This is a genomic window from Streptomyces sp. NPDC054872, assembly GCF_053610705.1.
Genome location: NZ_JBSGYY010000034.1, coordinates 8,641 through 33,303 on the forward strand (window position 1 = coordinate 8,641; position 24,663 = coordinate 33,303).

Sequence of the window (24,663 nt, forward strand, 5' to 3'; positions counted from 1 at the left end):
ACCCGGCACCGGGTTCCCGCCCTTCCGTCTGTCCGCGGCGTCTACTGGGGGGCCGGCTACGGCTCGAACTTGTAGCCGAGGCCCCGCACCGTCACCAGGTAGCGCGGTGCACCGGGGTCGGGCTCGATCTTGGCGCGCAGGCGCTTGACGTGCACGTCGAGGGTCTTGGTGTCGCCCACGTAGTCCGCGCCCCAGACGCGGTCGATGAGCTGCATGCGGGTCAGGACGCGGCCCGCGTTGCGCAGGAGCATCTCCAGGAGGTCGAACTCCTTGAGGGGCAGGTCGACCTTGGAGCCGGAGACCGTGACGACGTGGCGGTCCACGTCCATGCGGACCGGGCCCGCCTCCAGGGCCTGCGGGGCGACCTCCTCGGGCTCACCGCGGCGGCGCAGGACCGCGCGGATGCGGGCGACCAGTTCGCGCGAGGAGAAGGGCTTGGTGACGTAGTCGTCGGCTCCTATTTCGAGGCCGACCACCTTGTCGATCTCGCTGTCCTTGGCGGTGACCATGATCACCGGGACGTTGGAGCGGCCGCGCAGCTGTCGGCAGACCTCCGTGCCGGGCAGGCCGGGCAGCATCAGGTCGAGCAGGACGAGGTCGGCGCCGTTGCGCTCGAACTCGTCGAGTCCGTCCGGGCCGGTGGCCGCGATGGCGACCTCGAAGCCCTCCTTGCGGAGCATGTAGGACAGGGCGTCGCTGAAGGATTCCTCGTCCTCGACGACGAGCACTCGGGTCACGGAAGGACCTCCGGGGCAGGAATGGGTTCGTACGCAGTGGTCTCGTCGGGCCGTACGGCGTCGGCTTCGCTGCCGGTACCGCCGTGACCGGGTCCGCGGTCGCGGGCCGCGGCTGCTTCGGGCAGCCGCAGGGTGAAGGTGGAGCCCTGTCCCTCGGAGCTCCACACGGTGACCTCCCCGCCGTGCGAGGCGGCCACATGTTTGACGATGGCGAGGCCGAGGCCGGTGCCGCCGGTGGCCCGGGAGCGGGCCGGGTCCACTCGGTAGAAGCGCTCGAAGATGCGCTCCTTGTCCTTGTCGGAGATGCCGATCCCCTGGTCGGTGACGGCCACCTCGATCAAATCGCCGCCCGGCGCGGTGACCCGGCGGGCGGCGATGCCCACCCGGGTACGTGCGGGCGAATAGTTCACGGCGTTCTCGACGAGATTGCCGAGCGCCGCCGCCAGCTGGCCGCGGTTGCCCCATATCTGCAGGTCGGCGGTGCCGCCCGCGGCCATGGTGATCTGTTTGTGGGAGGCCTGGTGCCGGCTGCGGTCAATCGCCTCCGCCACCAGTTCGTCGACACGGACGGGCTCGGCGTCCTCCAGGGGGTCGTCGTTCTGGACCCGGGAGAGGTCGATGAGCTCCTGGACGAGGCTGGTCAGGCGGGTCGCCTCGATCTGCATGCGGCCCGCGAAGCGCTCGACGGCCTCGGGGTCGTCGGAGGCGTCCATGACAGCTTCGGAGAGCAGGGAGAGTGCTCCCACCGGGGTCTTCAGCTCGTGGCTCACGTTCGCGACGAAGTCGCGTCGTACGGCCTCGATGCGGCGGGCCTCCGTGAGGTCCTCCACGAGGAGCAGGACCAGGCGGGAGCCGAGGGGGGCCACGCGTGCGGAGACGGCGAGGGCCTCGCCCCGGCCGGTGCCGCGGCGTGGCAGGTCCAGCTCGACCTGGCGTATCTCGCCGTCGCGGCGGGTGTCGCGGGCCATCTGGAGCATGGGCTCGACGGCGAGCTTGCCGCCGCGGACCAGGCCGAGGGCGTACGCGGCCGAGCTCGCCTTGACGACGCTGTCCGCCTCGTCGAGGACGACGGCGGACGAGCGGAGCACGGAGAGCACCGTGTCGACGCCGGGTGGCAGTACGGGGTCTGTGTGCAGGGAGGTCCGGGTGGGGCGTTTCAGGTCGCGCTCGCTCCAGCGGAACGCCAGCATGGCGATGACACCGGTGCACACCCCGGCGATCGCTGCCGCTGCGGCGACCGCCGCGTTCACGTCCATGCCTCCAGGTTATGCGCCGGATGAGCACCTGCCCCAGCCATCCGGGTGCCCGCTCGAACACTCGTCGCCCAGAGTTCACCGTGGGGACGGTGTTGGTTCACTTCGGCTGAACGGGTTACTCCGGGCCGTGCGGGTGTGGCTCCCGGGCGCGCACCACGCGTCGCCCACAGTTCACCTCGGTGACAGGGGCGGTTCATTCGGGATGCCGGAAACGGACGCGTCGGGGCCGCACCGTGGGAGCGTGGGGGTCACCCCCCGGGACGTACTAGAGAGGGACATCCACATGCGGGACGCGTACCACGAGGAACTTGACTCGATCGGCGAAGGCCTGGTCGAAATGGCCCGCCTTGTCGGGTCCGCGATCGGGCGCGCCACGACGGCCATGCTCGACGCCGACCTGAAGATGGCGGAGAGCGTGATCGCCGCCGACCAGAAGGTGGACGATCTGCAGCACGAGCTGGAGGCGCGCGCGATAGCCCTCCTCGCGCGGCAGCAGCCGGTCGCCACCGACCTGCGCATCGTCGTGACCTCGCTGCGGATGAGCGCCGACCTGGAGCGCTCGGGCGACCTCGCCCAGCACGTCGGCAAGCTGACCCGCCTGCGCTTCCCGGCGTCGGCCGTTCCGCACGACCTGCACGCGACGATCCTTGAGATGGGGCAGCTCGCGCAGCGCCTGATGGCCAAGGCTGCCGAGGTCATCATCACGAAGGACGTCGACCTGGCGCTCCAGCTGGAGCAGGACGACGACGAGATGGACCTGCTGCACCGCACGCTCTTCCAGCACCTGATGGACGACCGCTGGAAGCACGGCATCGAGACGGCCGTGGACGTGACGCTCCTCGGCCGTTACTACGAGCGCTTCGCCGACCACGCCGTCTCGGTGGCGAAGAGGGTCGTCTACCTGGTCACCGGCGAGCACGCGGACGAGATCCAGCCGACGGGGACGCCGGTGGAGGGCGCCTGAGGCTGTTCCGTACGCGACGGTTGCTGTCCCGTACGCGAATGCTTCGTACGGGACGAGTTCCCGCGCAACAGAGGTGTGCCCCGCACGGTCAGGTCGTGCGGGGCACAGTCCTGTGCGGCGCCGTTCAGGGTCAGCCGCAGCAGCCGCCGCACTGGCACGGTCCGCCCGACTGACAGCCGCAGCCGCAGCCCGAGCCGCAGCCGCAGGAGCCAAGGAGCACCAGCTCGGGCAGGCCGGGCGTCTTCGCCGACTGCTCGGGGACGGTTTCGGTGATGGGGGACTCGGCCATGGGTCTCCTCCTCGAAGGCGTACTGCCTGATGCCCGTTCCCTTCCCAGAGGAAGGGGCGCACCAACGGCGCACACGCGCGTACGGCGGGCCCGTCGCGTCGGGGGTCGCGCCGGAAGGCGCGCCGCGTGACCACTCGCGAAACTCCCTCCACAACCTTCACCGCAATGCCTTACTGTGTTGCCGCTGTTACGGGGGGTTCGAGGCCCGGGCGACTGCCTTGGGCTTTTCTTATGTGGGGGGTCACATACCGTGCGTACGCGCACCATCTCGACCGCGACAGCGCTCGCGGTCCTCTTCAGCTCGGCGGCCCTGGTCGCCACGGGGGCCGGTCCGGCCGCCGCTGACTCGGCGAAGATCCTGGGCGTGAAGTCGGCGGCCGACGTGCTCGTGGACGGGGCGCACCAGCGCGTCTACGTCTCCGACCCGGCCGACGGCAAGATCGTCGTCACGGATTACTCGGGCACGGTCAAGGCGACCCTGGACGGGCTGCCGGACGTCGAAGGACTGGCACTGTCGCCCGACTCCGGCCAGGTGTACGCGGCGGTGGCGGGGCTCAACCGCATCGTCGCCGTGGACACGTCCTCGTACGCCCAGAGCGCGAGCTACTCGCTGGGCGGTGCCGAGAAGCCGCGCACGCTGGCGTTGGCGAGCGGAAAGCTGTGGTTCGGTTACGGGCCCGACGCCGAGGGGGGCATCGGTTCGCTGGACCTCTCCAGTGCCGAGCCCGTCGTCGCGCTCGGCCAGGACGGCGACGCGAGTTTCTACGCCGCGCCCGAGCTGGGTTCCGACCCGGACTCGGGGGTCCTCGTCGCCGGTGAGAAGGTGACGAGCAACGACTCCCTGACGGTGTACGACGTGTCGGGACCGAAGCCGGAGCTGCGGGTCACCAAGTCGGTGGAGGGCGGCTTCTTCGACGACATCGCGGTCTCCCCGGACGGGACCCAGATCGTCACGGCGAGCGGCGCCCCGTACTACCACCCGGTGTACTCCACGGAGGACCTCTCCCCGGTGGGCCGCTACAACTCGGGGGACTACGGCGCCGCCGTGGACATCGCGCCGGACGGCACCGTGGCCGCGGGCACGTCCTCTTGGTACGGGCCCGACGTGCACATCTACCAGCAGGGCAAGTGGTCCAAGGTCCGGGAGTACGAGTTCCCGAACACCGGTGGCGGCAGCGGCGGCGACGCCCTCGCCGAAGGCGGCCTCGCCTGGACGCCGGACGGCAGCAGGCTCTTCGCCGTCTCCGAGAACAGCCAGGGTGTCTTCTCGCTGCGGGTCCTGACCGAGCCGGACAAGTCCCTGCCGGAGCTCACGGTCACGGCCCCGGAGAAGGCGCCGCGGGCCAAGTCCCTCACCGTCAGCGGAAAGATCACCGACACGGCGCCGCTGCCGGCCGGGACCGAACTGGCCGTCACGCGCTCGGACATCGAGTCCCCCGACGGCAAGAAGCTGCCCACGGCGCAGACCAAGGCGGACGGCTCCTTCTCCCTCACCGACACTCCGCCCGCGGGCGGCAAGGTGACGTACAAGGTCGCGTACGCGGGTGACGCCACGCGGGCGGCGGCCTCCGCGTCGGACACGGTGGAGGTCTCGCGGAGCACGCCCAAGCTGACCCTGAACAAGAACGGCAACGTGTACGGCTACGGCGCCGACGTCTCCTTCACCGCGCGCCTCGGCACCACGTACAAGAACCGCACCGTGGAGATCTGGGCCGACCCGTATGGCTCCGACAAGCCCAACAGGCTGGTCAAGAAGGGCGTGGTGAACGCCCGCGGCGATCTGTCGGCGACCGTGGACATGAAGCGCGACACGAAGGTCACGGCGGTCTTCGCGGGCGATGCGCGGTACGCGTCGAAGAAGGCCACATCGACGGCGTACGCCAAGGTCAAGGTCTCCACGTCGGTCGCCAAGCACTACAAGACGGGGAAGATCGGATCCACGACGTACCACTACTTCCACAGGAACACCGACCCGGTCCTGACCACGACGATGTCGTACTACAAGGGCCGCAAGCACCGGATGCAGATGGAGGTGTACGCGAACGGCCGCTGGAACTCGGCGGGCAGCCCCGAGTACTTCAGGCTCGGCACCGACGGCACGTCCTCCGTGCGTCTTGAGGCTCCGGGCGAGTCGGGCATCCGGGCGCGGATCCGCGCGTCGTACGTCAACGGGTCGTCGGGGGACAACGTGAACTCGACGACGCATGGGGCGTGGCGGTACCTGAACTTCACGCGGTAGTTCGCGGGGCGGGGGCGGTGGGGGCGGCGGTCCGGGAAGTGGCCGCCATCTCCTCGGCGGGGAGTCCCCGCATCAGCGACCAGTAGCCGAGCGCGGCGACCGTGCCGATGACCGCGCAGATGCCCCAGAGCCACTCGGCGCCGAAGCGGTCGATGACGAGGCCGGACATCAGGGGGGCGACGAGCGAGGCGACGGCCCACGACAGGACGTACATGCCCTGGTAGCGGCCCCTGCCATGGGTCGGCGAGAGGCGTACGACCAGGCCGGTCTGCGTGGGAGCGTTGACGATCTCGGCGAGGGTCCAGACGCACACGGTCAGGGCGAAGACGCCGATGGACCCGGCGAAGGCGGTGAGCCCGAAGCCGTAGCCGGCGAGCAGCGCGGAGACGATCAACAGCCGCTGGGGGTCGCGGTGTTCGATGAACCGGGTGACGGGGATCTGGAGGGCGACGATCAGGACGCCGTTGACGGCGATGGCGAGACCGTAGTCGGCGGGCGTGAACCCGGCCTCGCCCATGGCGACGGGCAGTCCCACGGAGCCCTGCTGGAAGATCAGGGCGACGAGGAAGGACAGCCCGACGACGCCCATGAAGCGCCCGTCGCGCAGGACGGTCCCGAGGCCGACGTCCGGGTCCGACTCCTTCTCCAGGGCGGTCCGCACGGGCCGCGACTCCGGCAGCTTCATGAAGACGACGACGGCGCAGACCATGGTCATCACGGCTTCGATGAGGAACCCGGCGAGGTAGCTGAACTCGGCGATGAACCCGGCGCCCATGGAGGAGATCGCGAACCCGAGGTTGATGGCCCAGTAGTTGAGCGAGAAGGCCCGCACCCGGTCCTCGGGGCGGACGATGTCGGCCATCATCGCCTGGACGGCGGGGCGGGAGGCGTTGCTCGCCATGCCGACGAGGAAGGCGACGGCCGCGATGGCCAGGGGGTCCTTCATGAAGCCGAGGAGCGCCACGGACAGGGCGGTGGAGGCCTGGGCGATGAGGAGGGTGGGCCGCCGCCCGAGCCGGTCGGTCATCACGCCCGCGCCGAGCGAGGAGACGACGCCGCCGAGTCCGTGCAGGGCGGCGACGAGACCGGCGTACGTGGCGGAGTAGCCGCGGTCGAGGGTCAGGTAGAGCGCCATGAAGGTGGCGACGAAGGCGCCGAGGCGGTTGACGAGGGTGCTGGTCCACAGCCACCAGAACTCGCGGGGAAGACCGGAGACGGACTCCTTGGCGGCGCGTCTCAGGGCGGCGAGTGGCATTCGGGTCCCCCACAGGATCAGGCAGATGAGTAAGTGCCGCCGACTACTTATGTAAGTGTCTCTGGCATCGAGCGAACATTACGACTCGGGGCCCGGAAAGAGCCAGTGGATTAGCAGAACCCGTCAACTGTCGCCGCCCCCGCGGCCACGCCGTCCGGGGTCCGGGCGGACGCGCGGGGCACCCGGCGGTTCGATTACGCTCAGGGGCATGGCCGACGCACCGTACAAGCTGATCCTCCTCCGCCACGGCGAGAGCGAGTGGAACGCGAAGAACCTGTTCACCGGCTGGGTGGACGTCAACCTCAACGAGAAGGGCGAGAAGGAGGCGGTCCGCGGCGGTGAGCTGCTCAAGGACGCCGGCCTGCTCCCCGACGTGGTCCACACGTCGCTCCAGAAGCGCGCGATCCGCACGGCCCAGCTGGCGCTGGAGTCCGCGGACCGCCACTGGATCCCCGTGCACCGCTCGTGGCGCCTGAACGAGCGTCACTACGGCGCGCTGCAGGGCAAGGACAAGGCGCAGACGCTCGCCGAGTTCGGCGAGGAGCAGTTCATGCTCTGGCGCCGCTCGTACGACACCCCGCCGCCGCCGCTGGACCGTGACGCCGAGTACTCGCAGTTCGAGGACCCGCGCTACGCGACGCTCCCGCCCGAGCTGCGCCCGCAGACGGAGTGCCTCAAGGACGTCGTCGTCCGCATGCTCCCGTACTGGTTCGACGGCATCGTCCCGGACCTGCTGACCGGCAGGACGGTCCTGGTCGCCGCGCACGGCAACTCGCTGCGCGCCCTGGTCAAGCACCTGGACGGCATCTCGGACGAGGACATCGCAGGCCTGAACATCCCGACGGGCATCCCGCTGGCGTACGAACTGGACGCCGAGTTCAAGCCGGTGAAGGCCGGGGGCACGTACCTCGACCCCGACGCGGCGAAGGCGGCCATCGAGGCGGTCAAGAACCAGGGCAAGAAGAAGTAAGTCCCGTGATCACGCCCCTTGCCCGCACTTCTGGTGCGGGCAAGGGGCGTTTTCCAGTGGTTCACGGGCTGCCCGCGTCCGATATTCCCTGGGCGAGTTCGCCCACCGCGTCCAGGATCCACTGGCCGAAGGCGGTGGGGGCGATCAGGACGCCGAAGACCAGGACGATGACCACCGTCAGCTGTTCGTCGGTCCGCTTGCGGGCCTGTGTGCGCCTGCGCAAGCGGACGATGATGATGACCGCCAGCAGAACCGCCACGTTGATCGTCAGTACCACTGGCCAGTCCCCCCCATCAGGCAAGAACGTCCCAGTTCTCCTGTGTAGCCCGAACCGCATGCCGGGAGCACTCAGTTGGGCGGGGTTGGCGGCAAAGCGCCCATCCGGGGCCGGATCGGCGGACTTGCCAGGGGCACGGGGCTACAGCTCCCTCTGTGCCTCGTACAGGTTCCTCGGCCGCACCGCGTCCGTCGTCCCGTAGAGCTCCAGTCGTGAGTGCAGGTCTCCGGAGAAGTCCGGTACGTCGATCTGGTCGAACTCACGGACCTCGTTGATGCCGACCGTGGCGCTGTACGGCGCCAGGCCGTCGATCTTCATCAGGCCCGCGCGGCCGTTGGTGACGCGGATGTTCCAGTGAGTGAAGCGGGCCCCGAAGAGGGGGCCCGCGCTCGCGTCTCCGCCGTGGCGGCCGTTGTTGTCGACCGTGATGTCCGTGCGGACGTTCCCGAAGGGCATGCCCCGGTGGCTGTCGAACGTGCCCATCTCCATCACGCCCCGGGACCAGACGTTGCAGGACGAGAGGCCCTCCACGTTGATGCCGTGGAGCTGGGTGCCCGACGGGGCCGGGGCCGTGCGCCGGGCTATGTGGAAGTCCTCGGTCACGTTGTCGTGCGAGCCCTCGCGGCAGAAGTACGGGTGGTGCGCTCCCCTGCCCTCCACCCGCGTGCGGCGCAGCGTGCACGCCGATGCGCTCACCAGGCCGAAGCCGTTGTCCACGTGGCGGACCACGATGTCGTCCGCCCAGCAGTCGTACGCGCACTGGAACGTCACCCCGTTGTATCCCTCGTCCAGGAGGTGGGGCGCTTGCGGGGTCTCCACGGCTTCGAGCGTCAGGCCCTCGACTCCCGCGCCCGTCAGCGCCTTCACGTGGGTCGTCAGGCGTGGGTCCCACTCCTCGCGTACGTCCAGGGGGAGCGGGCGTTCCAGGGTGACCGTGCTCTTCTTTACTGAAGTGATGCGGACCGGCCACTCGTAGGGGACGTACGACGTCAGCTTCGTCTTGTCGTCCCAGGTGTACGCCTCGGCGCCGGGGCCGCCGCCCGCCATGTGCTCCAGGAGCGTGTGACCCGCGTCGTCGGCCAGTCGCAGCAGCACCAGGTCGCCCTTGTGGAGGCGGGAGGTGTCCTTGACCCGCAGGGTGTGGTCGCCTCGGCTCGCGGGAGCGACCGCCGTGAGGGTCTCCCACTCGTCCCGCTTGTTGCCCGTCCAGCCCTCGAAAGGCCACGCCTTCGCCTTGATGGCGGTCGTCAGCGACTCCCAACGTTGCTGCGGACAGAGCCAGATGAGCCCGCCGGCCCAGGACCAGCTCGACTTGTCGCCGCCGTAGCGGGAGCCGTACGGGCCGATCAGTTCCGTGAGGTTCTTCGTCGCGTGGAGGGTGGTGCGGTTGCTGCCCGCGCCCCGCAGGACCACGTTGTCGTGGGCGATGCGGATGATGCCGTCGATGCGGTACCTGCCGGGCGGGAGCAGCACCGTGCCGCCGCCCCGCTCCCCCGCTTCGGCCAGGGCGCGGTTGATCGCCGGTGCCGCGTCCCGCGTGCCGTCCGGCCTGGCCCCGTGGTCCCGGGCGTTCGCCACTACCGCGGGGCGGGGAAGACGGCGGGTGCCGGAGCGGGCGCCCGCCCGGGCTATGTAGGGGATCTGGGGGTGCGTGTACGGGGTTGCCCTGAACTCCCGCCAGAGAACGGGCGTTTCGCCTGGCTCCGCCCACGGAGTCTCGCCTGGCTTCGCCCAAGCCGTCCCACCGGACGCGGCAACGGCCGCCACGGCGATCGCACCGCCGAGTACGCCACGTCTGCTGGGGTGCTCCTCACCCGTATCCGCCTCCGAGCCCCTGGCCGTACCCCTGCCCAAGCCCATGCCCGCCGCCACCTTCCATGGATGTGAACGTCATTCATGTCTGCGATGGCCGCGAGCATGCCACTGGCGCCCCGTACGGGGGAAGACGTCCTGCGAGGGCGGATCTAAGCCGACGGGCTAGCCCTGAGGCTGGGTCAGGTGGGTGAACGCGTCAAGGTTGCGCGTGGACTCGCCCCGCGACACGCGCCACGCGTACTCCTTGCGGATCGCGGAGGCGAAGCCCAGTTCGAGGAGGGTGTTGAAGGAGCCGTCCGCGTTCTCCAGGACCGAGCCGAGCAGGCGGTCCAGTTCGTCGGGGGTGACCGCCGAGAGCGGGAGCTTGCCGGTGAGATAGATGTCGCCGAGGGAGTCGATCGCGTAACTCACGCCGTACAGGCGCAGGTTCCGCTCGAGGAGCCAGCGGTGCACCGCGTCGTGGTTCTCGTCGGGGTGCCGGATCACGAACGCCGTCAGCGACAGCGCGTGCTTGCCGACCCGCAGCGAGAGCGTCGTCGACAGCTTGCGGGTGCCCGGAAGGGTCACGACGAAGGAGCCGCTCTGCGGGCTCTCCCACTCCAGTTCCGCTTCGTTCAGCGTCTGTTCGATGATCCCGATCGCCGCTGCGTCCGTCTGATCAGCCATGATGCGAGCGTACGCGACGCCGGTGTTCGTGCACCGCCGCCGTGTAGACGTCCGCCGTGGCGGACGCGGCCGTGTCCCAGCCGAAGGATTGCGCGTGCCGTGCGGCCGCGTCACCCATGCGGTCCACGAGGTGCGGGGTCTCGGCGAAATCGCGGAGCACGCGCGCGTAGTGGGCCGGCTCGTGGCCGTCGACCAGGAAGCCCGTCACCCCGTCGCGTACGGCGACCGGCAGACCGCCCACCGACGCGGCGAGCACCGGGGTGCCCGCCGCCTGGGCCTCTATGGCCACCAGGCCGAACGACTCGCTGTAGGAGGGCATCACGAGGACCGAGGCCGCCCTGAACCAGTCCGCGAGCTGCTCCTGGCCCACCGGAGGCTGGAAGCGGACCACGTCCGCGATGCCCAGCCTCGCGGCCAGCTTCTGCAGGCCCTCCGGCTTCGCGAGTCCGCTGCCGCTCGGGCCGCCGACCACGGGGACGACGATGTGCCTGCGCAGGTCGGGGCGCTGGTCCAGGAGCACGGCGACCGCGCGGAGCAGGACGTCGGGCGCCTTGAGGGGCTGGATGCGGCCCGCGAAGAGCGGGACGAGGGCGTCCTGCGGGAGGCCGAGGCGCTGGCGGGCCGCCGCGCGGCCGTCGGCGGGGCGGAAGCGGTCGAGGTTCACGCCGGGGTGCACGACGGCGACCTTGCCCACTTCGGCCTCGTAGTGGCGTACGAGCTCGTCGGCCTCTTCGGAGGTGTTCGCGATCAGCCGGTCGGCGGCGCGCACGATCTGCGTCTCGCCGATCACGCGTGCCGCGGGCTCCGGGGTGTCGCCCTCCGCCAGCGCCGCGTTCTTGACCTTGGCCATGGTGTGCATGGCGTGCACCAGCGGCACGCCCCAGCGCTCGGCGGCGAGCCAGCCGACGTGGCCGCTGAGCCAGTAGTGGGAGTGGACCAGGTCGTAGTGGCCGGGGCGGTGGCCCGCCCATGCCTGCATCACGCCGTGCGTGAAGGCGCAGAGCTGGGCGGGCAGCTCTTCCTTCGCCAGGCCTTCGTAGGGTCCCGCGTCGACATGGCGCACGAGGACGCCCGGAGCGAGCTCGACGGCGGGCGGCAGTGCGCCCGTCGTCGAGCGCGTGAAGATCTCCACCTCGATGTTGATGGCCGCGAGACGCTTGGCCAGCTCCACGATGTAGACGTTCATGCCGCCCGCGTCGCCCGTGCCCGGCTGGTGCAGCGGGGACGTGTGCACGCTGAGCATGGCCACCCGGCGGGGGCGCCGGTTGCCGACCGGGAGCCGGAGTCTGCCGGGCGCTGCCGGCGAGCGACGGCCGAGCCTGGTCACGTACTGGCTCACGTGGCGGTCCTCCTTGTGCGCGCGCGGGCATGTCTCAAGGGAGGGCGTGCACGGTCCTCCGCAGGGAGAACATCGGAAGGGGCGACTCCATTTCCTCTTTGCCAAATCATTACCGGACAAGGCTCAACCCATTGCCGTCCGGGCCCCGACCCCTGCCCTCGCGGCACTCGCCGCGTACCCCCGTCACCAGGGCGCATACCCTTTCCCCATGGCCTCCCGCACCCCTTCCCGCCCCGTGGGAACGGTGACGCGCGGGACCACCAACCCCAACCGGCTGCGCCGCATGGACCGCTGGATCGCCGCCACGCACGGCGCCGCACTGCGGCGCTCCGCCGACCCCGTCGCGGTCGATCTCGGCTACGGGGCCGCCCCCTGGACAGCCGTGGAGCTGCTCGTCCGGCTCAGGACCGCCGCCCCGCACGCGCGCGTGGTCGGCGTCGAGATCGATCCGGCACGGGTCGCGGCCGCGAAGCCGTACGAGAGGGAAGGTCTCTCCTTCCGGCACGGCGGCTTCGAGGTCCCGCTGCCCGGCAGGCCCACGCTGATCCGGGCGGCGAACGTGCTCCGGCAGTACGACGAGGAACAGGTCGCCGCGGTGTGGGAGCGGCTGTGCGGGCGGCTCGCACCCGGCGGGCTGCTCGTCGAGGGGACCTGCGACGAGATCGGGCGGCGGCACGTCTGGGTCGCGCTCGGGCCAAAGGGTCCGCGCACGGTCACCTTCGCGACGCGCCTCGGCTCGCTCGACCGGCCCTCCGACCTCGCCGAGCGCCTGCCCAAGGCGCTGATCCACCGGAACGTGCCGGGCGAGCCGGTGCACGCGTTCCTGCGCGACTTCGACCGCGCCTGGGCCGCCGCGGCGCCCTACGCCTCGTACGGCGCCCGGCAGCGGTGGATCAGGACGGTGCGGGCCCTGGCCGCGGACTGGCCGGTGGCGGACCGCCCCGCGCGGTGGCGGCAGGGCGAAGTGACGGTGCGGTGGGAAGCGTTGGCGCCGCGCCAGGGGTGAACGCGCGGGGTGCCTCCGGGTGAATTCGTGAGGCGGCGGCGGGTGAACTCCGCGTGCGGCGCGCCGCGGAGGGAACGATCTACGAGTGCCGTTCGTCACATGGGGCGGTGGGGGTCGGAGTTGCCGCCGCGCTCTGTCGCATTGCGCGTCGGCATGGCACCATCCCCGGTGCACTCGTATGTTACTGACGGTAAATCAGCTTTGGGGGAGGCGGACGTGACCGGCAAGCGGAGTTCGACTGTGGCTGGCCTGGCGCTGATCTGCGCGGCAGTGGTGCTGAGCGCGCCGGGCACGGCCCACGCGAGTCCGGCGAAGCCAACGCCCGGCAGCACCACATCCCTTGAGGAGCTGCGCAAGGAGCTCGAGAAGCTCTACCACGACGCGGGCGTCGCCACGGACGCGTACAACGCGGCGGAGGAGAAGAGCGAGAAGCAGTCCAAGCAGATCGTGAAGCTCGCCCGCTCCATCACGAAGGGCCAGCAGAAGCTGGACAAGCTCAAGTCCCGCGCGGGCGCCGCCGCCCGCGCCCAGTACCGCAGCGGCGGGGTCTCCTCCGAGGCCCGGCTGATGCTGAGCGAGGACCCCCAGGAGTTCCTGGACGGCGCCGGCCGGATGCGGCAGGGCCAGAAGGCCACCAAGGGCATGATGACGGAGATGGAGCGGACGCAGGAGGACCTGCGGATCTACGCCAAGGACGCCACCGCCCAGTGGAAGAAGCTGGAGTCCAACCGCAAGGCGAAGGCCGCGTCGAAGAAGAAGATCAAGAAGAAGATCGCGGCCGCCGAGGAGCTGGAGTCCAAGCTCGAGAAGAAGGAGCTGGAGCGCCTCAGGAAGCTCGAGGAGGAGGCCCAGCTCAAGAAGCAGTCGGCGTGGGTGAGTTCGGGCGTCCTGAAGGACATCAAGGGCAAGGCGACCGGCCCGGGCAAGAAGGCCGTCGAGTTCGCCACCGAGCAGATCGGCAAGCCGTACGTCTGGGGCGCCGAGGGTCCCTCGTCGTACGACTGCTCCGGCCTCACGTCCAAGGCCTGGGCCGCCGCCGGCAAGGGAATTCCACGTACGTCGCAGGAGCAGTGGAAGCAGCTCCCGCGCATCGACATCAAGAACATGCGCCCCGGCGACCTGATCATCTACCACGCGGACGCCAGCCATGTCGGGATGTACGTGGGTGACGGCGCGATCGTGCACGCGCCGCGGCCCGGCCGCGATGTCACCGTCGCGGGCGCGGGCTCGATGAAGATTCTCGGGGTCGTGCGGCCCGACAAGTAGGCCTTCGGAGTCCCGGCCGCCCTCCTGTGGGCCACGTCATGTGACCCACCGCACCCCGGGCACGTCTCTCAACCCTCCGGGCGTGATGTTCGTCATCCCTGTCGGAGGCTGTCGTGCCCAATTGCGGTCCTTGATGCGGCATATGACGGTGGCTGTTTGCCGCGCGCCATTCCAATCGGGGCTCGCCTACCGCTATGGTCCCCGTCGGTGGAGCGTTCGACCGTCGATCCACCATGCCCTCGGGGGGAGGGAAGGAAACCGAAGCCATGCCCGCACCCATACCGCGGCAGAGAGCGATCCCGGCCGCGGAAGGCGGACAGGCTCACGCTCTGCCGACGCCGACGCCCGCACCCGTGCAGGCGCCCGAACCCGTACCCGCCCCCGTGGGGCATCTGCCGATGCCCAGGGACCCGGCCCAGCAGGCGAGCGGCCCCGGCCTCAGCCTCCTGGTGATCGAGGACGACCCGGTGGGCTCCCTGAGCGTCCCGCAGATGCTCGACTCCGCGGGCAAGCCCATCAGGGTCCGCACCGCCCGCAACCTCACCGAGGCCGAGCGGCTGCTCACCGACGACGTGCACTGCATCCTGCTCGACCTGGCCCTCGCGGGCCCCGCAAGCACCCCGGAGGAGGAAGCGGACGAGCTCGCCACGCTCAAGCACGTCCTGCGCCTCGCGCCCCGGCACGCCGTCCTCGCGCTCACCGCGAGCGGCGACACCGAGGGCGGCGCGGAGGCCGTGCGGGTCGGCGCCCAGGACTATCTCTTCCGTGACGAGCTGGACGGGCGGCTCCTGAGCCGCGCCATCCGGTACGCCGTGGAGCGCAAGCGCGCGGACGCCGCCCAGCGCCAGCTGACGGAGTCGCGCCTGCGGGCCCAGGAGAACGCCCGTCTGGAGCGCGGCCTGCTGCCGACGCCACTGCTGGACGGCTCACCGCTGCGGTTCGCCGCGCGCTACCGTCCGGGGCGTTCGCGCGCGCTCCTCGGCGGCGACTTCTACGACACGGTGCGCACTCCTGACGGCTCCGTGCACGTCATGATCGGCGACGTCTGCGGCCACGGCCCGGACGAGGCGGCGCTCGGGGTCGAGCTGCGCATAGCCTGGCGGACGCTGACCTTCGCGGGTCTGTGCGGCGACGAGCTGCTCAGCACGATGCAGAAGGTCCTTGAGCACGAGCGCGCCGACGACGAGATCTTCGCGACGCTCTGCACGGTCGACATCGCCCCGGACGGCCGCCGGGCCGGGCTCTGCCTGGCGGGGCACCCGTCACCGCTGATCGCGCGCGACGGCCACCTCGCCGAGCTGCTGCCGTACGACACGAACGGCCCGGCGCTCGGACTCCTGCCGAACGCCCGCTGGCCGCGCCGCCAGGTGGAGCTCGGCGGCAAGTGGAGCCTGATGCTCTACACGGACGGGCTGATCGAGGGGCGCGTCGGCGAGGGCAACCAGCGCCTCGGCCAGGACGGCATGGTGGAGATGCTGCGCCGCCAGATCGCGGCGGGCCTGCGGGGCGACGAACTCCTGGAGGCCGCGGTGAACGAGGTGCGTGAACTCAACGGCGGGGATCTGACCGACGACGTGGCCGTACTGCTGCTCGACCGGGACCGCTGACGGTCGTACTGCTGCTCGACCGGGACCGCTGACGGCCCCTGCCGCGCGGTCGGCTACCGGCCGCCGTTGTACGGACCGTAGGGACCGTCGCTGCTGGAGCCGCCGCGGCGTCCGCGGCCGCCGCCCCCGCCGGTGATCTGTCGCAGCGCGGGGCGTACGTCGACCATGTAGACGATGGTCGCGATGAGCCCGATGATCGGCAGGAACGACAGGATGTTGAAGATCAGGTTCACGATGAAGGCGAGCCCGAGGATGATCAGCCAGAACGGCTTGGTCTTCTTGTCCGCCGCGCGATAGGCGTCCTCACGCCGCACGGCCGCGTCGACGAGCGCGAAGCCGCTGAAGACGATCAGCGCCAACGACAGCAGCCACATGAAGTTTGCGAACCCCTGCATCAGCACAACGTCCACCACCAGTCTCGGCTCTTGAGTACGCGGACACCGTACCCGCTACCCGGAGAACGGGCCGAGCACTTCGAGAGTGCCCGGCCCTTCACACGACAACCGCCGTACCGCGCGCCTACTTGGCGGGCGGCGTGGTCTTCTTCGCCGCGGGCTTGCGCGGGGCCGGGGCCTTCTTGGCGGCCGGCTTCTTCGCCGGGGCGACGGCGGCCTTCGGCTCGCCGGAGTCCGACGTCACCGACGCGTCGGAGGCGGCGGGCTTCTCCTCGGCGTCCGGCTCGACGGCCACCGCCAGCTCGTTGATCTCCTCGGCGGCCTCGCCGCGCCAGGTCCGCACGGCCTGCTCGCCGTGCTCGGCGACCTCTTCGTACTTCTCGCGGGCCTTCACCGCGTACTCGGCGGCGACGCCGACCGAGCTGAGGGCGAAGCCCTGGGCGCTCTCGCTCAGCTTCTTCAGGTCGGTGTCGAGCGTGCCGAGCAGCTCGGTGAACCTCGTCTGAAGGGTCTCCTGCGCCTCCTTGGCGCGGGCGACCGCCTTGTCCTGGACGGCCTTGGTGTCGGTGTTGCGCACGGCGTCGATACGGGCCGGCGCCTCGGCGATCAGCTGCTCGATGGCGCCCGGCACCTTCTTCGCCTGCTGGAACGCCAGGTCGGCGGTGCCGACGACGAAGTAGGCGGGGGTGGTGTCGGTGAGGGTGTTGCGCAGGTCGTCCTTGATGGCCATGGCGATGGTCCTCCCGGATTCGCTTCAGCTCGGTCAGCTTGTGGGGTGGTCCTTGGTGCCGGCATCACTGCCGTCGGCCGTGCGGGGGCCGTCAGCGGTGGCGTCCATGTCGTCCGCGTACCCGGAGACCTCGAAGCCGTTCTCTTTCCTGAACGACTCGTAGATCTGCAACAGGACCTGCTTCTGCCGTTCGTTGATGGAGGGGTCGGCAAGGATGACGGCGCGCGTCTCCAGCTCGTCCCGCTCCTTCTCGTCGAGGATCCCGGCCCGGACATACAGCGTCTCGGCGGAGATCCGCAGCGCCTTGGCCACTTGTTGCAGCACATCGGCACTGGGCTTGCGCAGGCCGCGCTCGATCTGGCTCAGATACGGATTGGACACCCCGGCGGCCTCGGCGAGCTGCCTGAGCGAGAGCTGCGCGTTGCGCCGCTGCTCGCGCAGATACTCCCCGAGATTGCCGACGTTGAGTGATGCCATGCGTCGATACTGCACGCTCCTTGCTAACTATTGCAAGCGGCTGCTTGCAAAAGTGCGCCACACCACTGATCGCACGGCCGGGCATGCCGCCGCGCGGACGCTCCACAACATGGCGCCGACCATGACATCGGCCGTGGCACCAAGAGGTGCCACTCGGCGCCATCCCTGCTCACCGCCCCGCCCGTCGCGTGAAGTTTCCGGAGATTTCGCGGCCGTTGGCTACGCGGCCGGTCAGCTCCTGACCTGCGTATTCACAGGCGACCAACACCCCGTGGCGCCAACGACACCACCCCTGGCACCAAAAATCACTCGACGTGGCACCAAGGGTGTGCCACGATGGCACCACTGAAGCGGAGAACGCGCCGCCTGAAGCAGCGAGGGAGGGGATCGGATCATGGAATCAGCACAGCGTCAGCAGTCGGCGGCACCCGGCGCCTTCACCGCCTTCGCCCGCTTCGTGCTCTGTGGCGGCGGGGTGGGGGTCGCCTCCAGCTTCGCCGTCGCCGCCCTGTCCTCCTGGATCCCCTGGGCCTTGGCCAACGCCCTGATCACCGTGGTGTCCACGCTCCTGGCCACCGAACTGCACGCCCGCTTCACCTTCGGCGCGGGCGGGCGGGCCACCGGGCGCCAGCACGCGCAGTCGGCAGGGTCCGCGGCGGCCGCGTACGCGGTGACCTGCCTGGCGATGCTGGCCCTTCAGCTGCTGGTGGCGGCGCCCGGCGCGGTGCTCGAACAGGTCGTCTACCTGTCGGCCTCCGCGCTCGCCGGCGTCGCACGGTTCGCCGTGCTGCGGCTGGTCGTCTTCGCCCGCAGCCGCTCGCAGGCCGCCGTGGGCGACAGCAAGCAGGCCGCGGCCGACACCAAGACACCGGCCCGCACCGCGCCCGCCACGCACCACGCGCCCACCACGCATCCTGTGCACCCCATGCACGCCGCCGCCGTGACCCCCGCCGCGCTCTGCCCCGCGGCCTGACCTCCGCGCTCCCCCCTCCCCCTCCCTTCCGCATGCGTTACCGGCCGCCTTTCCCGGCGGTCGGTAACGTTTGTCGTGTGTCTGTGTCTCTCCCCGACCTCGTCCGGCTCCGCAAGGCCCGCGACCGCATGGACCGCGACTACGCGGAGCCCCTGGACGTCCCGGCGCTGGCCCGGGCCGCCCTCATGTCGCCGGGGCACTTCTCGCGCAGCTTCCGCGCCGCGTACGGCGAGACGCCGTACAGCTATCTCATGACCCGCAGGATCGAGCGGGCCAAGGCGCTGCTGCGGCGCGGGGACCTGTCCGTGACGGAGGTCTGCATGGCGGTCGGGTGTACGTCGCTCGGCTCCTTCAGCTCACGGTTCACCGAACTGGTCGGCGAGAGCCCGAGCGCGTACCGCGCCCGCGATCACAGCCGGAGCGCCGCCATCCCCGCCTGCGTCACCAAGATCCACACCAGGCCGGTCAAGAACGGACCGGTCAGGAACAACGGACCGGTCAGGAACGGAGAAGCGAAACCCGACGCCGGTACGTAGCGTCGTACGCATGGAAATCAACCTCGCACAGTGCTTCATCGCCGTCGACGACCACGACAAGGCGCTCGCCTTCTACCGTGACGTGCTCGGTCTGGAGGTGCGCAACGACGTCGGTTTCGAGGGGATGCGCTGGGTGACCGTCGCCTCCCCCGCGCAGCCGGACGTGGAGATCGTCCTCGAACCGCCGCTCGCCGACCCGAACGCGTCGGACGCCGACCGCCAGGCGGTGGCCGAGCTGATGGCCAAGGGCATGCTGCGCGGCGTCATCTTCCGCACCTCCGACGTCGACGCCGTCTTCGAGCGGATCCGTGCCGCGGGCGCCGACGTGCTCCAGGAGCCGATGGACCAGCCGTACGGCGTCCGCGACTGCGCCTTCCGCGACCCGGCGGGCAACATGCTGCGGTTCAACCAGCCGCGCGGGAAGTAGACCCGGGGGCAGACAGAGGAAGCAGCCCCGGGGGCGGGCGGACGCCTACGCCAGCCATGCCCCGTCGCGCATGAGGACCCTGCCGGTCAGCTCGTGCTCGCCGCGCCAGGCACGCACCGTTCGCGGGGTCACGCGCAGATACACGAAGGAGCCCTCCTCCGTGCGCGGGTCCCAGCCGAACTTGGCGGCGAACCCGTCCCCGGCGGCCCGCGGGACGCCGGAGGCCGGGAAGCACTCCACCTCGCCCTGTACGAGCACCACATCGGCGGTGTCCGGCAGGGCGAGGCGCACCCGCGGCTCATGCCGGGCGTTGCGGACCGTCGCGGAGGTCCCGCCGGTGCACATCCACAGCGCGCCGCCGTCCCACCAGAACCACAGGGGCACTTGGTGGGGCCCGTGCTCCGGGTGGGACGTCGAAAGCCAGATGTCCCGTTCCCGGCCGAGGCGTTCCAGCGTCTCGCGTCTGCGCTCCGGTCCTTCGCGACGAACGATCTCCGTGTTCCGCATGAGCGCAGACCCTAGCCGGTGGCCGCGCCCGCCCCGAAGGCCCTGCGGTAGTCCCCCGGTGACACCCCCACCTGCTTGAGGAAGTGGTGACGGAGGTTGTTCGCCGTGCCGAGACCGCTCAGTTCGGCGACCTTGTCGATCGGGGCGCCGGTCGATTCGAGGAGGCTCTGGGCGCGGGCCAGGCGCTGGTTGAGCAGCCACTGGAGCGGGGTCGTGCCGGTGGCCGCCTGGAGCCGTCGGTAGAGGGTGCGCGGGCTCATAGCGGCGCGGCGCGCCAGGTCGTCGACCGTCAGGGGGCGGTCGAGGCGGGCGCGCGCCCAGTCAAGGACGGGCCCGAGACCCTCGTCGTCCGTCGCGGGCACCGAGAGGTCGATGAACTGGGCCTGGCCGCCGGGGCGGTGAGCGGGTACGACCATGCGGCGGGCCAGTTGGTTGGCGACGTGCGCGCCCAGGTCGCGGCGGACCAGATGCAGGCACAGGTCGAGGCCCGCGCTGACGCCCGCGCTGGTCAGGACGTCGCCGTCATCCACGTAGAGGACGGAGTCGTCGACCTCCACCTTCGGGTACCGCGCGGCGAGTTGGGCGGTGTGCATCCAGTGCGCGGTGGCCCTGCGGCCGTCAAGGAGCCCCGCATCGGCGAGCGCGAAGGCGCCGGTGCACAGGGAGACCATGCGGGCGCCCTCGTCGTACGCGCGACGCAGCGCCGCCGTCAGGCCGTCGGGCAGCGGGTGGCCCTCCTCCACGCAGGCGTCCGGCACCGAGGTGACGATGACGGTGTCCGCCCCGACGATGTCGTCCAGGCCGTACGGGGTACGCACCGTCAGGCCGAAGTCCGCCCCGCCGGTGCCCCCGGCCTCGCTCTCGCCTCCGGACGCGCCGCACAGCCGGAAGTCGTACCAGTGGTCCGAGAGGTCCGGCTGCGGCTTGCCGAACACCGTGCAGGGGATGCTCAGTTCGTACAGATCCCAGGACGGGATCGCTATCTCCTCGGTCACGACCAGGGCCACGGAACCAGCGCTCATGACGGTGAGCGTAGGCCGTGGCGGGGCCCCTCGGCGCGTGGCAGGAATTTGGTGGCCGCCGTCACCCCTGTCACTGTCCGGCGCGTCCGCCCGCTGCGAGCGTGGTCCGCATGAACGCAGAGAACGAGAACACCGCCGCAGACAGTACGTACGCAGCGCACAAGGCCCCCGTGACCGTCATCGGGCTCGGCAACATGGGCGCCGCCCTCGCCGCCGCCCTCCTGGAGAACGGCCACCCCACCACCGTCTGGAACCGCACCCCCGCCAAGGCCGAACCCCTTCTCGCGCGGGGCGCCCGTCTCGCTGCGACCCCCGAAGAGGCCGTCGCCGCGAGCCCGTTGATCCTCGCCTGCGTTCTCGACGACGGCGCCCTGCACGCCGTCCTGGACCCGGTCGCCGCCTCCCTCGCCGGAAAGGCCCTGGTCAACGTCACCTCCGGCTCCCCGGAGCAAGCCGTCGAGGCGGCGAAGTGGGCCGAGTCGCTGGGGCTCGGTCATCTCGACGGGGCGATCATGACCACTCCCCCGGGGGTCGGCGACCCGGAGATGATGTTCCTCTACAGCGGCTCGGCCGAGGTCTTCGACGCACACCGCGCCACCCTCGCCGCGCTGGGCGACCCGCTGTACCTGGGCACGGAACCGGGCCGCGCCTCGCTCTACGACGCCGCCCTGCTCGGCCTGATGTGGTCCACGTTCACCGGCTGGCTGCACGGCACGGCCATGGTCGGCGCGGACGCGACCAGGGCCACCGACTTCACGCCCGTCGCCATCCGCTGGATGCGGCACGCCGTCGCGGGCTTCCTCGACACCTACGCGGCCCAGGTGGACGCCGGGCACTACCCGGGTGACGACGCCACCGTCGACGTACAGATCGCGGCGATCGGGCACCTCATCCACGCGGCGGCCGACCGCGGTGTCGACAACGCGCTGCCGGAACTCCTGAAGGCCACCATGGAGCGGGCGAGTGCCGCCGGGCACGGCTCCGACAGCTACGCGAGCGTGATCGAGGTTCTGCGCGGGGATCGGCGGGACACGATGCAAGTGTGACCATTCGGCAACAACAGGCAGGAGATCCGTGGCTCCAGGCGCATGATGAAACGTCATCACCACCTGGTGTCACGGGTCTTGGGGGGACCGGATGAACAAGCCGCTGCGCCACATAGCCGTCTTCTGCGGGGTGCTGACGCTGGCCCTGCTCCTGCGGGCGACCTGGGTGCAGTTCGCCGAGGGCGAGTCACTCGCGAAGCACGACAAGAACCGCCGCGTGCAGATCGAGGCCTTCTCACACCCCCGCGGTGACATCATCGTCGGCGGCAAGCCGATCACCGGCTCGAAGGAAGTCAGCGGCACCGACTTCAAGTACCAGCGGGTCTTCAAGGAAGGCCCCATGTACGCGCCGGTCACCGGCTACTTCTCGCAGGCCCAGGGCGCGACCTTCCTTGAGGGCGTCGAGAACGACGTGCTCAGCGGCGACGACGACCGCCTCTTCATCCGCCGCACCCTGGACATGCTGACCGGCGAGAAGCGCAAGGGCGGCGATGTCATCACGACCATCGACCCCAAGGCCCAGAAGGCCGCCTACCAGGGCCTGGTGGACCTCGACGCCCGGGGCGCGGTCGTCGCGCTCGACCCGCGCTCCGGCAAGGTGCTCGCGATGGCCAGCACCCCCTCGTACGACCCCTCCGTCTTCGCCGGGATCTCGCAGAAGGAGGGCAAGGAGTTCACGCGGCTCAGCAAGACCAAGGACAAGCCGCTCTCCAACCGGGCGCTGCGCGAGATCTACCCGCCCGGATCCACCTTCAAGATCCTCACCGCGGCGGCGGCCCTGGAGCACGGCGTGATCGACGACATCGACGACCGCACCGACGCCAAGGCCCCCTACAAGCTGCCGCTCAGCTCCACGACGATCGGCAACGACGTGCCCGGCGCCCCCTGCGACAAGGCCTCGCTGAAGGTCGGCATGCAGTGGTCGTGCAACAACGTCTTCCTGGACACCGCGCTCAAGGTCGGCGACGACGACATGCGTGAGACGGCGGAGAAGTTCGGCTTCAACAAGCAGCAGTTCATCCCCGTGCGCTCGTCCGCGAGCAGCTATCCGGACAGCCTCGACAAGCCGCAGACCGCCCTGACCGGCATGGGCCAGGGCAGCCTGACCAGTACGCCGCTGCAGATGGCGATGGTCGCCGCGGGCCTCGCCAACGACGGCAAGGTGATGAAGCCGTACCTGGTGGAGGAGCTGCGCGGCCCCGACCTCTCGACGATCGAGAAGGGCAAGCCGCAGGAGCTGAGCCAGGCCGTCTCCGAGGACACCGCGGGCAAGGTGCAGGAGATGATGGAGCACACCGTCGAGGAGGGCACGGCGAGCAAGGCGCAGATCGACGGCGTCACGGTCGGCGGCAAGACCGGCACCGCCCAGCACGGCTCGGACGTCAACGACGAGCGGCCGTACGCCTGGTTCGTCTCCTACGCCAAGAACGAGGACGGCTCGTCCCCGGTGGCGGTCGCCGTCTTCGTCGACCCGAAGGACATGAACATCCCGCGCTCGGAGATCGCGGGCGGCAAGCTCGGGGCGCCGATCGCGAAGGCCGTCATGGAGGCGGTCCTGAACGACTAGTCACCGGCGGCCTTGTCCCCCTCGAGGAGCCGGCCCGCGAGACGTTCGATGCGGGCGTGCCAGGCGGCGAGCGCCTCGTCCGTGGCCGCCGGGCCGCCGGCGCCCCCGAAGGGACCGGTCTGCGTCAGGACGAGCCGGGTGCCGTAACCCGTGCCCTCGCCGAACTCCCAGCGCACCTCACCCTTGGGATGCACGGCGTACGTGAGGAACTCCGGCGCCCGCAGCGCGGTGACCGGACCCGCGGAGACGCCGTCCGCCAGGAAACCGTCCGGCGCCGTGTCGCCCTCCAACGGGACCTCGCCCGAGCAGAGTTCGGCCCACACCGCGTCGGCGGACCGCACCAGCTGCCGCTCGAAACGGATGCCCTCGCCGGTGACCTGCCCGTGGCCCAGGTCGAACTGCTCCAGATACGCCTCGTGCAGCTCGCCCACGTCCCGGCTCACCTCGGCTTGCCCGCCGTCCAGGAACTGGCCGAGCGCCGAGATGCACAGCTGCCAGCCCGCGGCGAAGCTCGGGGCGCCGAAGCGGTCGCCAAAGGTGTGGACGAGGGTGAGGAGCGAGCCGCGGCCGTCGGGGCCGTCCGGGGTGATCTCCCAGCGCAGGTGGTCGTCGCCCCAGCTGAAGGCGAAGAGTCGGGGCTCGTCCGCGTCGGTGACCTCGCCGGTCATGCCGGGGCCCTCGTCGCCGGGGAAGTGGAAGCCCATCGCGCCCCCGGGCCGCAGCTCCAGGGTCACCTCGGAGGGGAACCACTGGGCGAGGTGCTCCGGCCGGGTGATCGCGGCCCAGACCTTGGCGGGCGGATGCGCGAGGCGGCGCTCCATCCGCAGGACGCTGCGGTCGCCTTCCTCGTCGGGGTCGAGAGTGTCGGAGTGCGGGTTCATGAGGAGTCACCGTCCCTGTTCATCGTTCATCAGGACTCTCCGTCCATGACGTCGAGGTGCCGTTCGAGGGCGTCGAGCCGGCCCGTCCAGAGGTGCCGGTAGTGCGCGAGCCAGGCATCGAGCTCGGCGAGGGGCTCGGGCCGCAGCTCGTACCAGCGGCGCTGCGCGTCCTGCCGCACCCGTACGAGGCCCGCGTCGCGCAGGACCCGCAGATGCTTGGACGTGCCGGGCTGGCTCAGACCGAGCCGCTCGGTGATCTCACCGACCAGGTGGGGGCGCTCGACCAGCAGATCGAGAATCTTCCGGCGACTGGGCTCGGCGAGGACGTCGAACGGTATGGGCATACTCCGAACATAACCCTGCGGCTATATAACCACAACGGAATGCACGGTCGGGAGGACATGGCGGGCAGGGGC

At 70.5% G+C, this 24,663-nt stretch carries 26 protein-coding genes; 11 read left to right on the forward strand and 15 right to left on the reverse strand.

The window, feature by feature from the left end:
* Window positions 1-56 precede the first annotated feature (56 nt).
* Window positions 57-737, reverse strand: a complete 681-nt coding sequence (locus ACWGIH_RS32300) for a response regulator transcription factor (RefSeq protein WP_018527980.1) — start codon at window positions 735-737, stop codon at window positions 57-59.
* Window positions 734-1,993 (reverse strand): sensor histidine kinase, encoded by a 1,260-nt coding sequence (locus ACWGIH_RS32305; RefSeq protein WP_453448889.1) that lies wholly within the window; start codon window positions 1,991-1,993, stop codon window positions 734-736. The genes ACWGIH_RS32300 and ACWGIH_RS32305 overlap by 4 nt, the downstream gene beginning before the upstream one ends.
* Window positions 1,994-2,276: 283 nt before the next feature.
* Between ACWGIH_RS32305 and phoU the strand changes: the two genes are divergently transcribed.
* Window positions 2,277-2,957, forward strand: coding sequence for a phosphate signaling complex protein PhoU (phoU, locus tag ACWGIH_RS32310; protein ID WP_453448902.1), 681 nt, complete (start codon window positions 2,277-2,279; stop codon window positions 2,955-2,957).
* Window positions 2,958-3,087: 130 nt separating this feature from the next.
* Here the strand turns inward: phoU and ACWGIH_RS32315 are convergent, their stop codons facing one another.
* Window positions 3,088-3,246: a hypothetical protein gene (locus ACWGIH_RS32315; protein ID WP_453448888.1), complete on the reverse strand. Its 159-nt coding sequence runs from the start codon at window positions 3,244-3,246 to the stop codon at window positions 3,088-3,090.
* Between the two features lie 250 nt (window positions 3,247-3,496).
* On the opposite strand from ACWGIH_RS32315, the gene ACWGIH_RS32320 reads away from it, so the two are divergent.
* Window positions 3,497-5,485 carry an Ig-like domain repeat protein gene (locus ACWGIH_RS32320; RefSeq protein WP_453448887.1) on the forward strand — a complete coding sequence of 663 codons (1,989 nt, stop codon included), beginning with the start codon at window positions 3,497-3,499 and terminating at the stop codon, window positions 5,483-5,485.
* Here the strand turns inward: ACWGIH_RS32320 and ACWGIH_RS32325 are convergent.
* On the reverse strand, window positions 5,475-6,740 hold the full coding sequence (locus tag ACWGIH_RS32325) for an MDR family MFS transporter (protein WP_453448886.1): 1,266 nt from the start codon (window positions 6,738-6,740) through the stop codon (window positions 5,475-5,477). The genes ACWGIH_RS32320 and ACWGIH_RS32325 overlap by 11 nt on opposite strands.
* Before the next feature lie 208 nt (window positions 6,741-6,948).
* Between ACWGIH_RS32325 and ACWGIH_RS32330 the strand changes: the two genes are divergently transcribed.
* On the forward strand, window positions 6,949-7,710 hold the full coding sequence (locus ACWGIH_RS32330; protein WP_453448885.1) for a phosphoglyceromutase: 762 nt from the start codon (window positions 6,949-6,951) through the stop codon (window positions 7,708-7,710).
* A 61-nt stretch (window positions 7,711-7,771) separates the two neighbouring features.
* On the opposite strand, the gene ACWGIH_RS32335 is transcribed toward ACWGIH_RS32330, so the two are convergent.
* The 4 genes from ACWGIH_RS32335 to mshA all read right to left on the reverse strand — a co-directional run bounded on the left by ACWGIH_RS32335 (window position 7,772) and on the right by mshA (window position 11,807).
* Window positions 7,772-7,987: a hypothetical protein gene (locus ACWGIH_RS32335; RefSeq protein ID WP_453448884.1), complete on the reverse strand. Its 216-nt coding sequence runs from the start codon at window positions 7,985-7,987 to the stop codon at window positions 7,772-7,774.
* Between the two features lie 141 nt (window positions 7,988-8,128).
* Window positions 8,129-9,847 (reverse strand): glycosyl hydrolase family 28-related protein, encoded by a 1,719-nt coding sequence (locus tag ACWGIH_RS32340; RefSeq protein WP_453448883.1) that lies wholly within the window; start codon window positions 9,845-9,847, stop codon window positions 8,129-8,131.
* A gap of 117 nt (window positions 9,848-9,964) precedes the next feature.
* Complete coding sequence (locus ACWGIH_RS32345; protein WP_453448882.1) at window positions 9,965-10,468, reverse strand: YbjN domain-containing protein; 504 nt, start codon at window positions 10,466-10,468, stop codon at window positions 9,965-9,967.
* Window positions 10,461-11,807 carry a D-inositol-3-phosphate glycosyltransferase gene (mshA, locus tag ACWGIH_RS32350; protein ID WP_453448881.1) on the reverse strand — a complete coding sequence of 449 codons (1,347 nt, stop codon included), beginning with the start codon at window positions 11,805-11,807 and terminating at the stop codon, window positions 10,461-10,463. Before mshA ends, ACWGIH_RS32345 begins: the two co-directional genes overlap by 8 nt.
* A gap of 208 nt (window positions 11,808-12,015) precedes the next feature.
* On the opposite strand from mshA, the gene ACWGIH_RS32355 reads away from it, so the two are divergent.
* The 3 genes from ACWGIH_RS32355 (at window position 12,016) to ACWGIH_RS32365 (ending at window position 15,686) form a co-directional block, all read left to right on the forward strand.
* A complete protein-coding gene (locus ACWGIH_RS32355; protein WP_453448880.1) occupies window positions 12,016-12,813 on the forward strand; it encodes a class I SAM-dependent methyltransferase in 798 nt (265 codons plus the stop codon).
* 216 nt (window positions 12,814-13,029) lie between these two features.
* The gene (locus tag ACWGIH_RS32360) at window positions 13,030-14,079 is read left to right on the forward strand and encodes an NlpC/P60 family protein (RefSeq protein WP_453448879.1); all 1,050 of its coding nucleotides are present in this window, start codon (window positions 13,030-13,032) and stop codon (window positions 14,077-14,079) included.
* Window positions 14,080-14,345: 266 nt separating this feature from the next.
* A complete protein-coding gene (locus ACWGIH_RS32365; protein ID WP_453448878.1) occupies window positions 14,346-15,686 on the forward strand; it encodes a SpoIIE family protein phosphatase in 1,341 nt (446 codons plus the stop codon).
* A gap of 53 nt (window positions 15,687-15,739) precedes the next feature.
* On the opposite strand, the gene ACWGIH_RS32370 is transcribed toward ACWGIH_RS32365, so the two are convergent.
* From ACWGIH_RS32370 to ACWGIH_RS32380, 3 genes are all read right to left on the reverse strand, one after another.
* Window positions 15,740-16,081, reverse strand: a complete 342-nt coding sequence (locus ACWGIH_RS32370) for a DUF2516 family protein (protein WP_453448877.1) — start codon at window positions 16,079-16,081, stop codon at window positions 15,740-15,742.
* 124 nt (window positions 16,082-16,205) lie between these two features.
* On the reverse strand, window positions 16,206-16,811 hold the full coding sequence (locus ACWGIH_RS32375; RefSeq protein WP_453448876.1) for a hypothetical protein: 606 nt from the start codon (window positions 16,809-16,811) through the stop codon (window positions 16,206-16,208).
* Between the two features lie 33 nt (window positions 16,812-16,844).
* The gene (locus tag ACWGIH_RS32380) at window positions 16,845-17,288 is read right to left on the reverse strand and encodes a helix-turn-helix domain-containing protein (RefSeq protein ID WP_453448875.1); all 444 of its coding nucleotides are present in this window, start codon (window positions 17,286-17,288) and stop codon (window positions 16,845-16,847) included.
* A 394-nt stretch (window positions 17,289-17,682) separates the two neighbouring features.
* Between ACWGIH_RS32380 and ACWGIH_RS32385 the strand changes: the two genes are divergently transcribed.
* The 3 genes from ACWGIH_RS32385 (at window position 17,683) to ACWGIH_RS32395 (ending at window position 19,224) form a co-directional block, all read left to right on the forward strand.
* A complete protein-coding gene (locus tag ACWGIH_RS32385; RefSeq protein ID WP_453448874.1) occupies window positions 17,683-18,261 on the forward strand; it encodes a hypothetical protein in 579 nt (192 codons plus the stop codon).
* Between the two features lie 83 nt (window positions 18,262-18,344).
* Window positions 18,345-18,797, forward strand: coding sequence for a helix-turn-helix domain-containing protein (locus ACWGIH_RS32390; RefSeq protein ID WP_453448901.1), 453 nt, complete (start codon window positions 18,345-18,347; stop codon window positions 18,795-18,797).
* A gap of 10 nt (window positions 18,798-18,807) precedes the next feature.
* Window positions 18,808-19,224: a VOC family protein gene (locus tag ACWGIH_RS32395; protein WP_453448873.1), complete on the forward strand. Its 417-nt coding sequence runs from the start codon at window positions 18,808-18,810 to the stop codon at window positions 19,222-19,224.
* A 45-nt stretch (window positions 19,225-19,269) separates the two neighbouring features.
* Here the strand turns inward: ACWGIH_RS32395 and ACWGIH_RS32400 are convergent, their stop codons facing one another.
* A complete protein-coding gene (locus ACWGIH_RS32400; RefSeq protein WP_453448872.1) occupies window positions 19,270-19,731 on the reverse strand; it encodes a pyridoxamine 5'-phosphate oxidase family protein in 462 nt (153 codons plus the stop codon).
* An 11-nt stretch (window positions 19,732-19,742) separates the two neighbouring features.
* On the reverse strand, window positions 19,743-20,732 hold the full coding sequence (locus tag ACWGIH_RS32405) for a helix-turn-helix domain-containing protein (protein ID WP_453448900.1): 990 nt from the start codon (window positions 20,730-20,732) through the stop codon (window positions 19,743-19,745).
* Window positions 20,733-20,863: 131 nt separating this feature from the next.
* On the opposite strand from ACWGIH_RS32405, the gene ACWGIH_RS32410 reads away from it, so the two are divergent.
* Together ACWGIH_RS32410 and ACWGIH_RS32415 are read left to right on the forward strand one after the other, a co-directional pair.
* Complete coding sequence (locus tag ACWGIH_RS32410; RefSeq protein ID WP_453448871.1) at window positions 20,864-21,799, forward strand: NAD(P)-dependent oxidoreductase; 936 nt, start codon at window positions 20,864-20,866, stop codon at window positions 21,797-21,799.
* 91 nt (window positions 21,800-21,890) lie between these two features.
* Window positions 21,891-23,366, forward strand: coding sequence for a peptidoglycan D,D-transpeptidase FtsI family protein (locus ACWGIH_RS32415; protein WP_453448870.1), 1,476 nt, complete (start codon window positions 21,891-21,893; stop codon window positions 23,364-23,366).
* Here the strand turns inward: ACWGIH_RS32415 and ACWGIH_RS32420 are convergent.
* Together ACWGIH_RS32420 and ACWGIH_RS32425 are read right to left on the reverse strand one after the other, a co-directional pair.
* Window positions 23,363-24,247: an SRPBCC family protein gene (locus ACWGIH_RS32420; protein WP_453448869.1), complete on the reverse strand. Its 885-nt coding sequence runs from the start codon at window positions 24,245-24,247 to the stop codon at window positions 23,363-23,365. The two genes, ACWGIH_RS32415 and ACWGIH_RS32420, sit on opposite strands and share 4 nt — an antisense overlap.
* Before the next feature lie 29 nt (window positions 24,248-24,276).
* Entirely contained in the window at window positions 24,277-24,591 is a 315-nt protein-coding gene (locus tag ACWGIH_RS32425; protein ID WP_453448868.1) for an ArsR/SmtB family transcription factor, read from the reverse strand.
* Window positions 24,592-24,663: the final 72 nt, after the last annotated feature.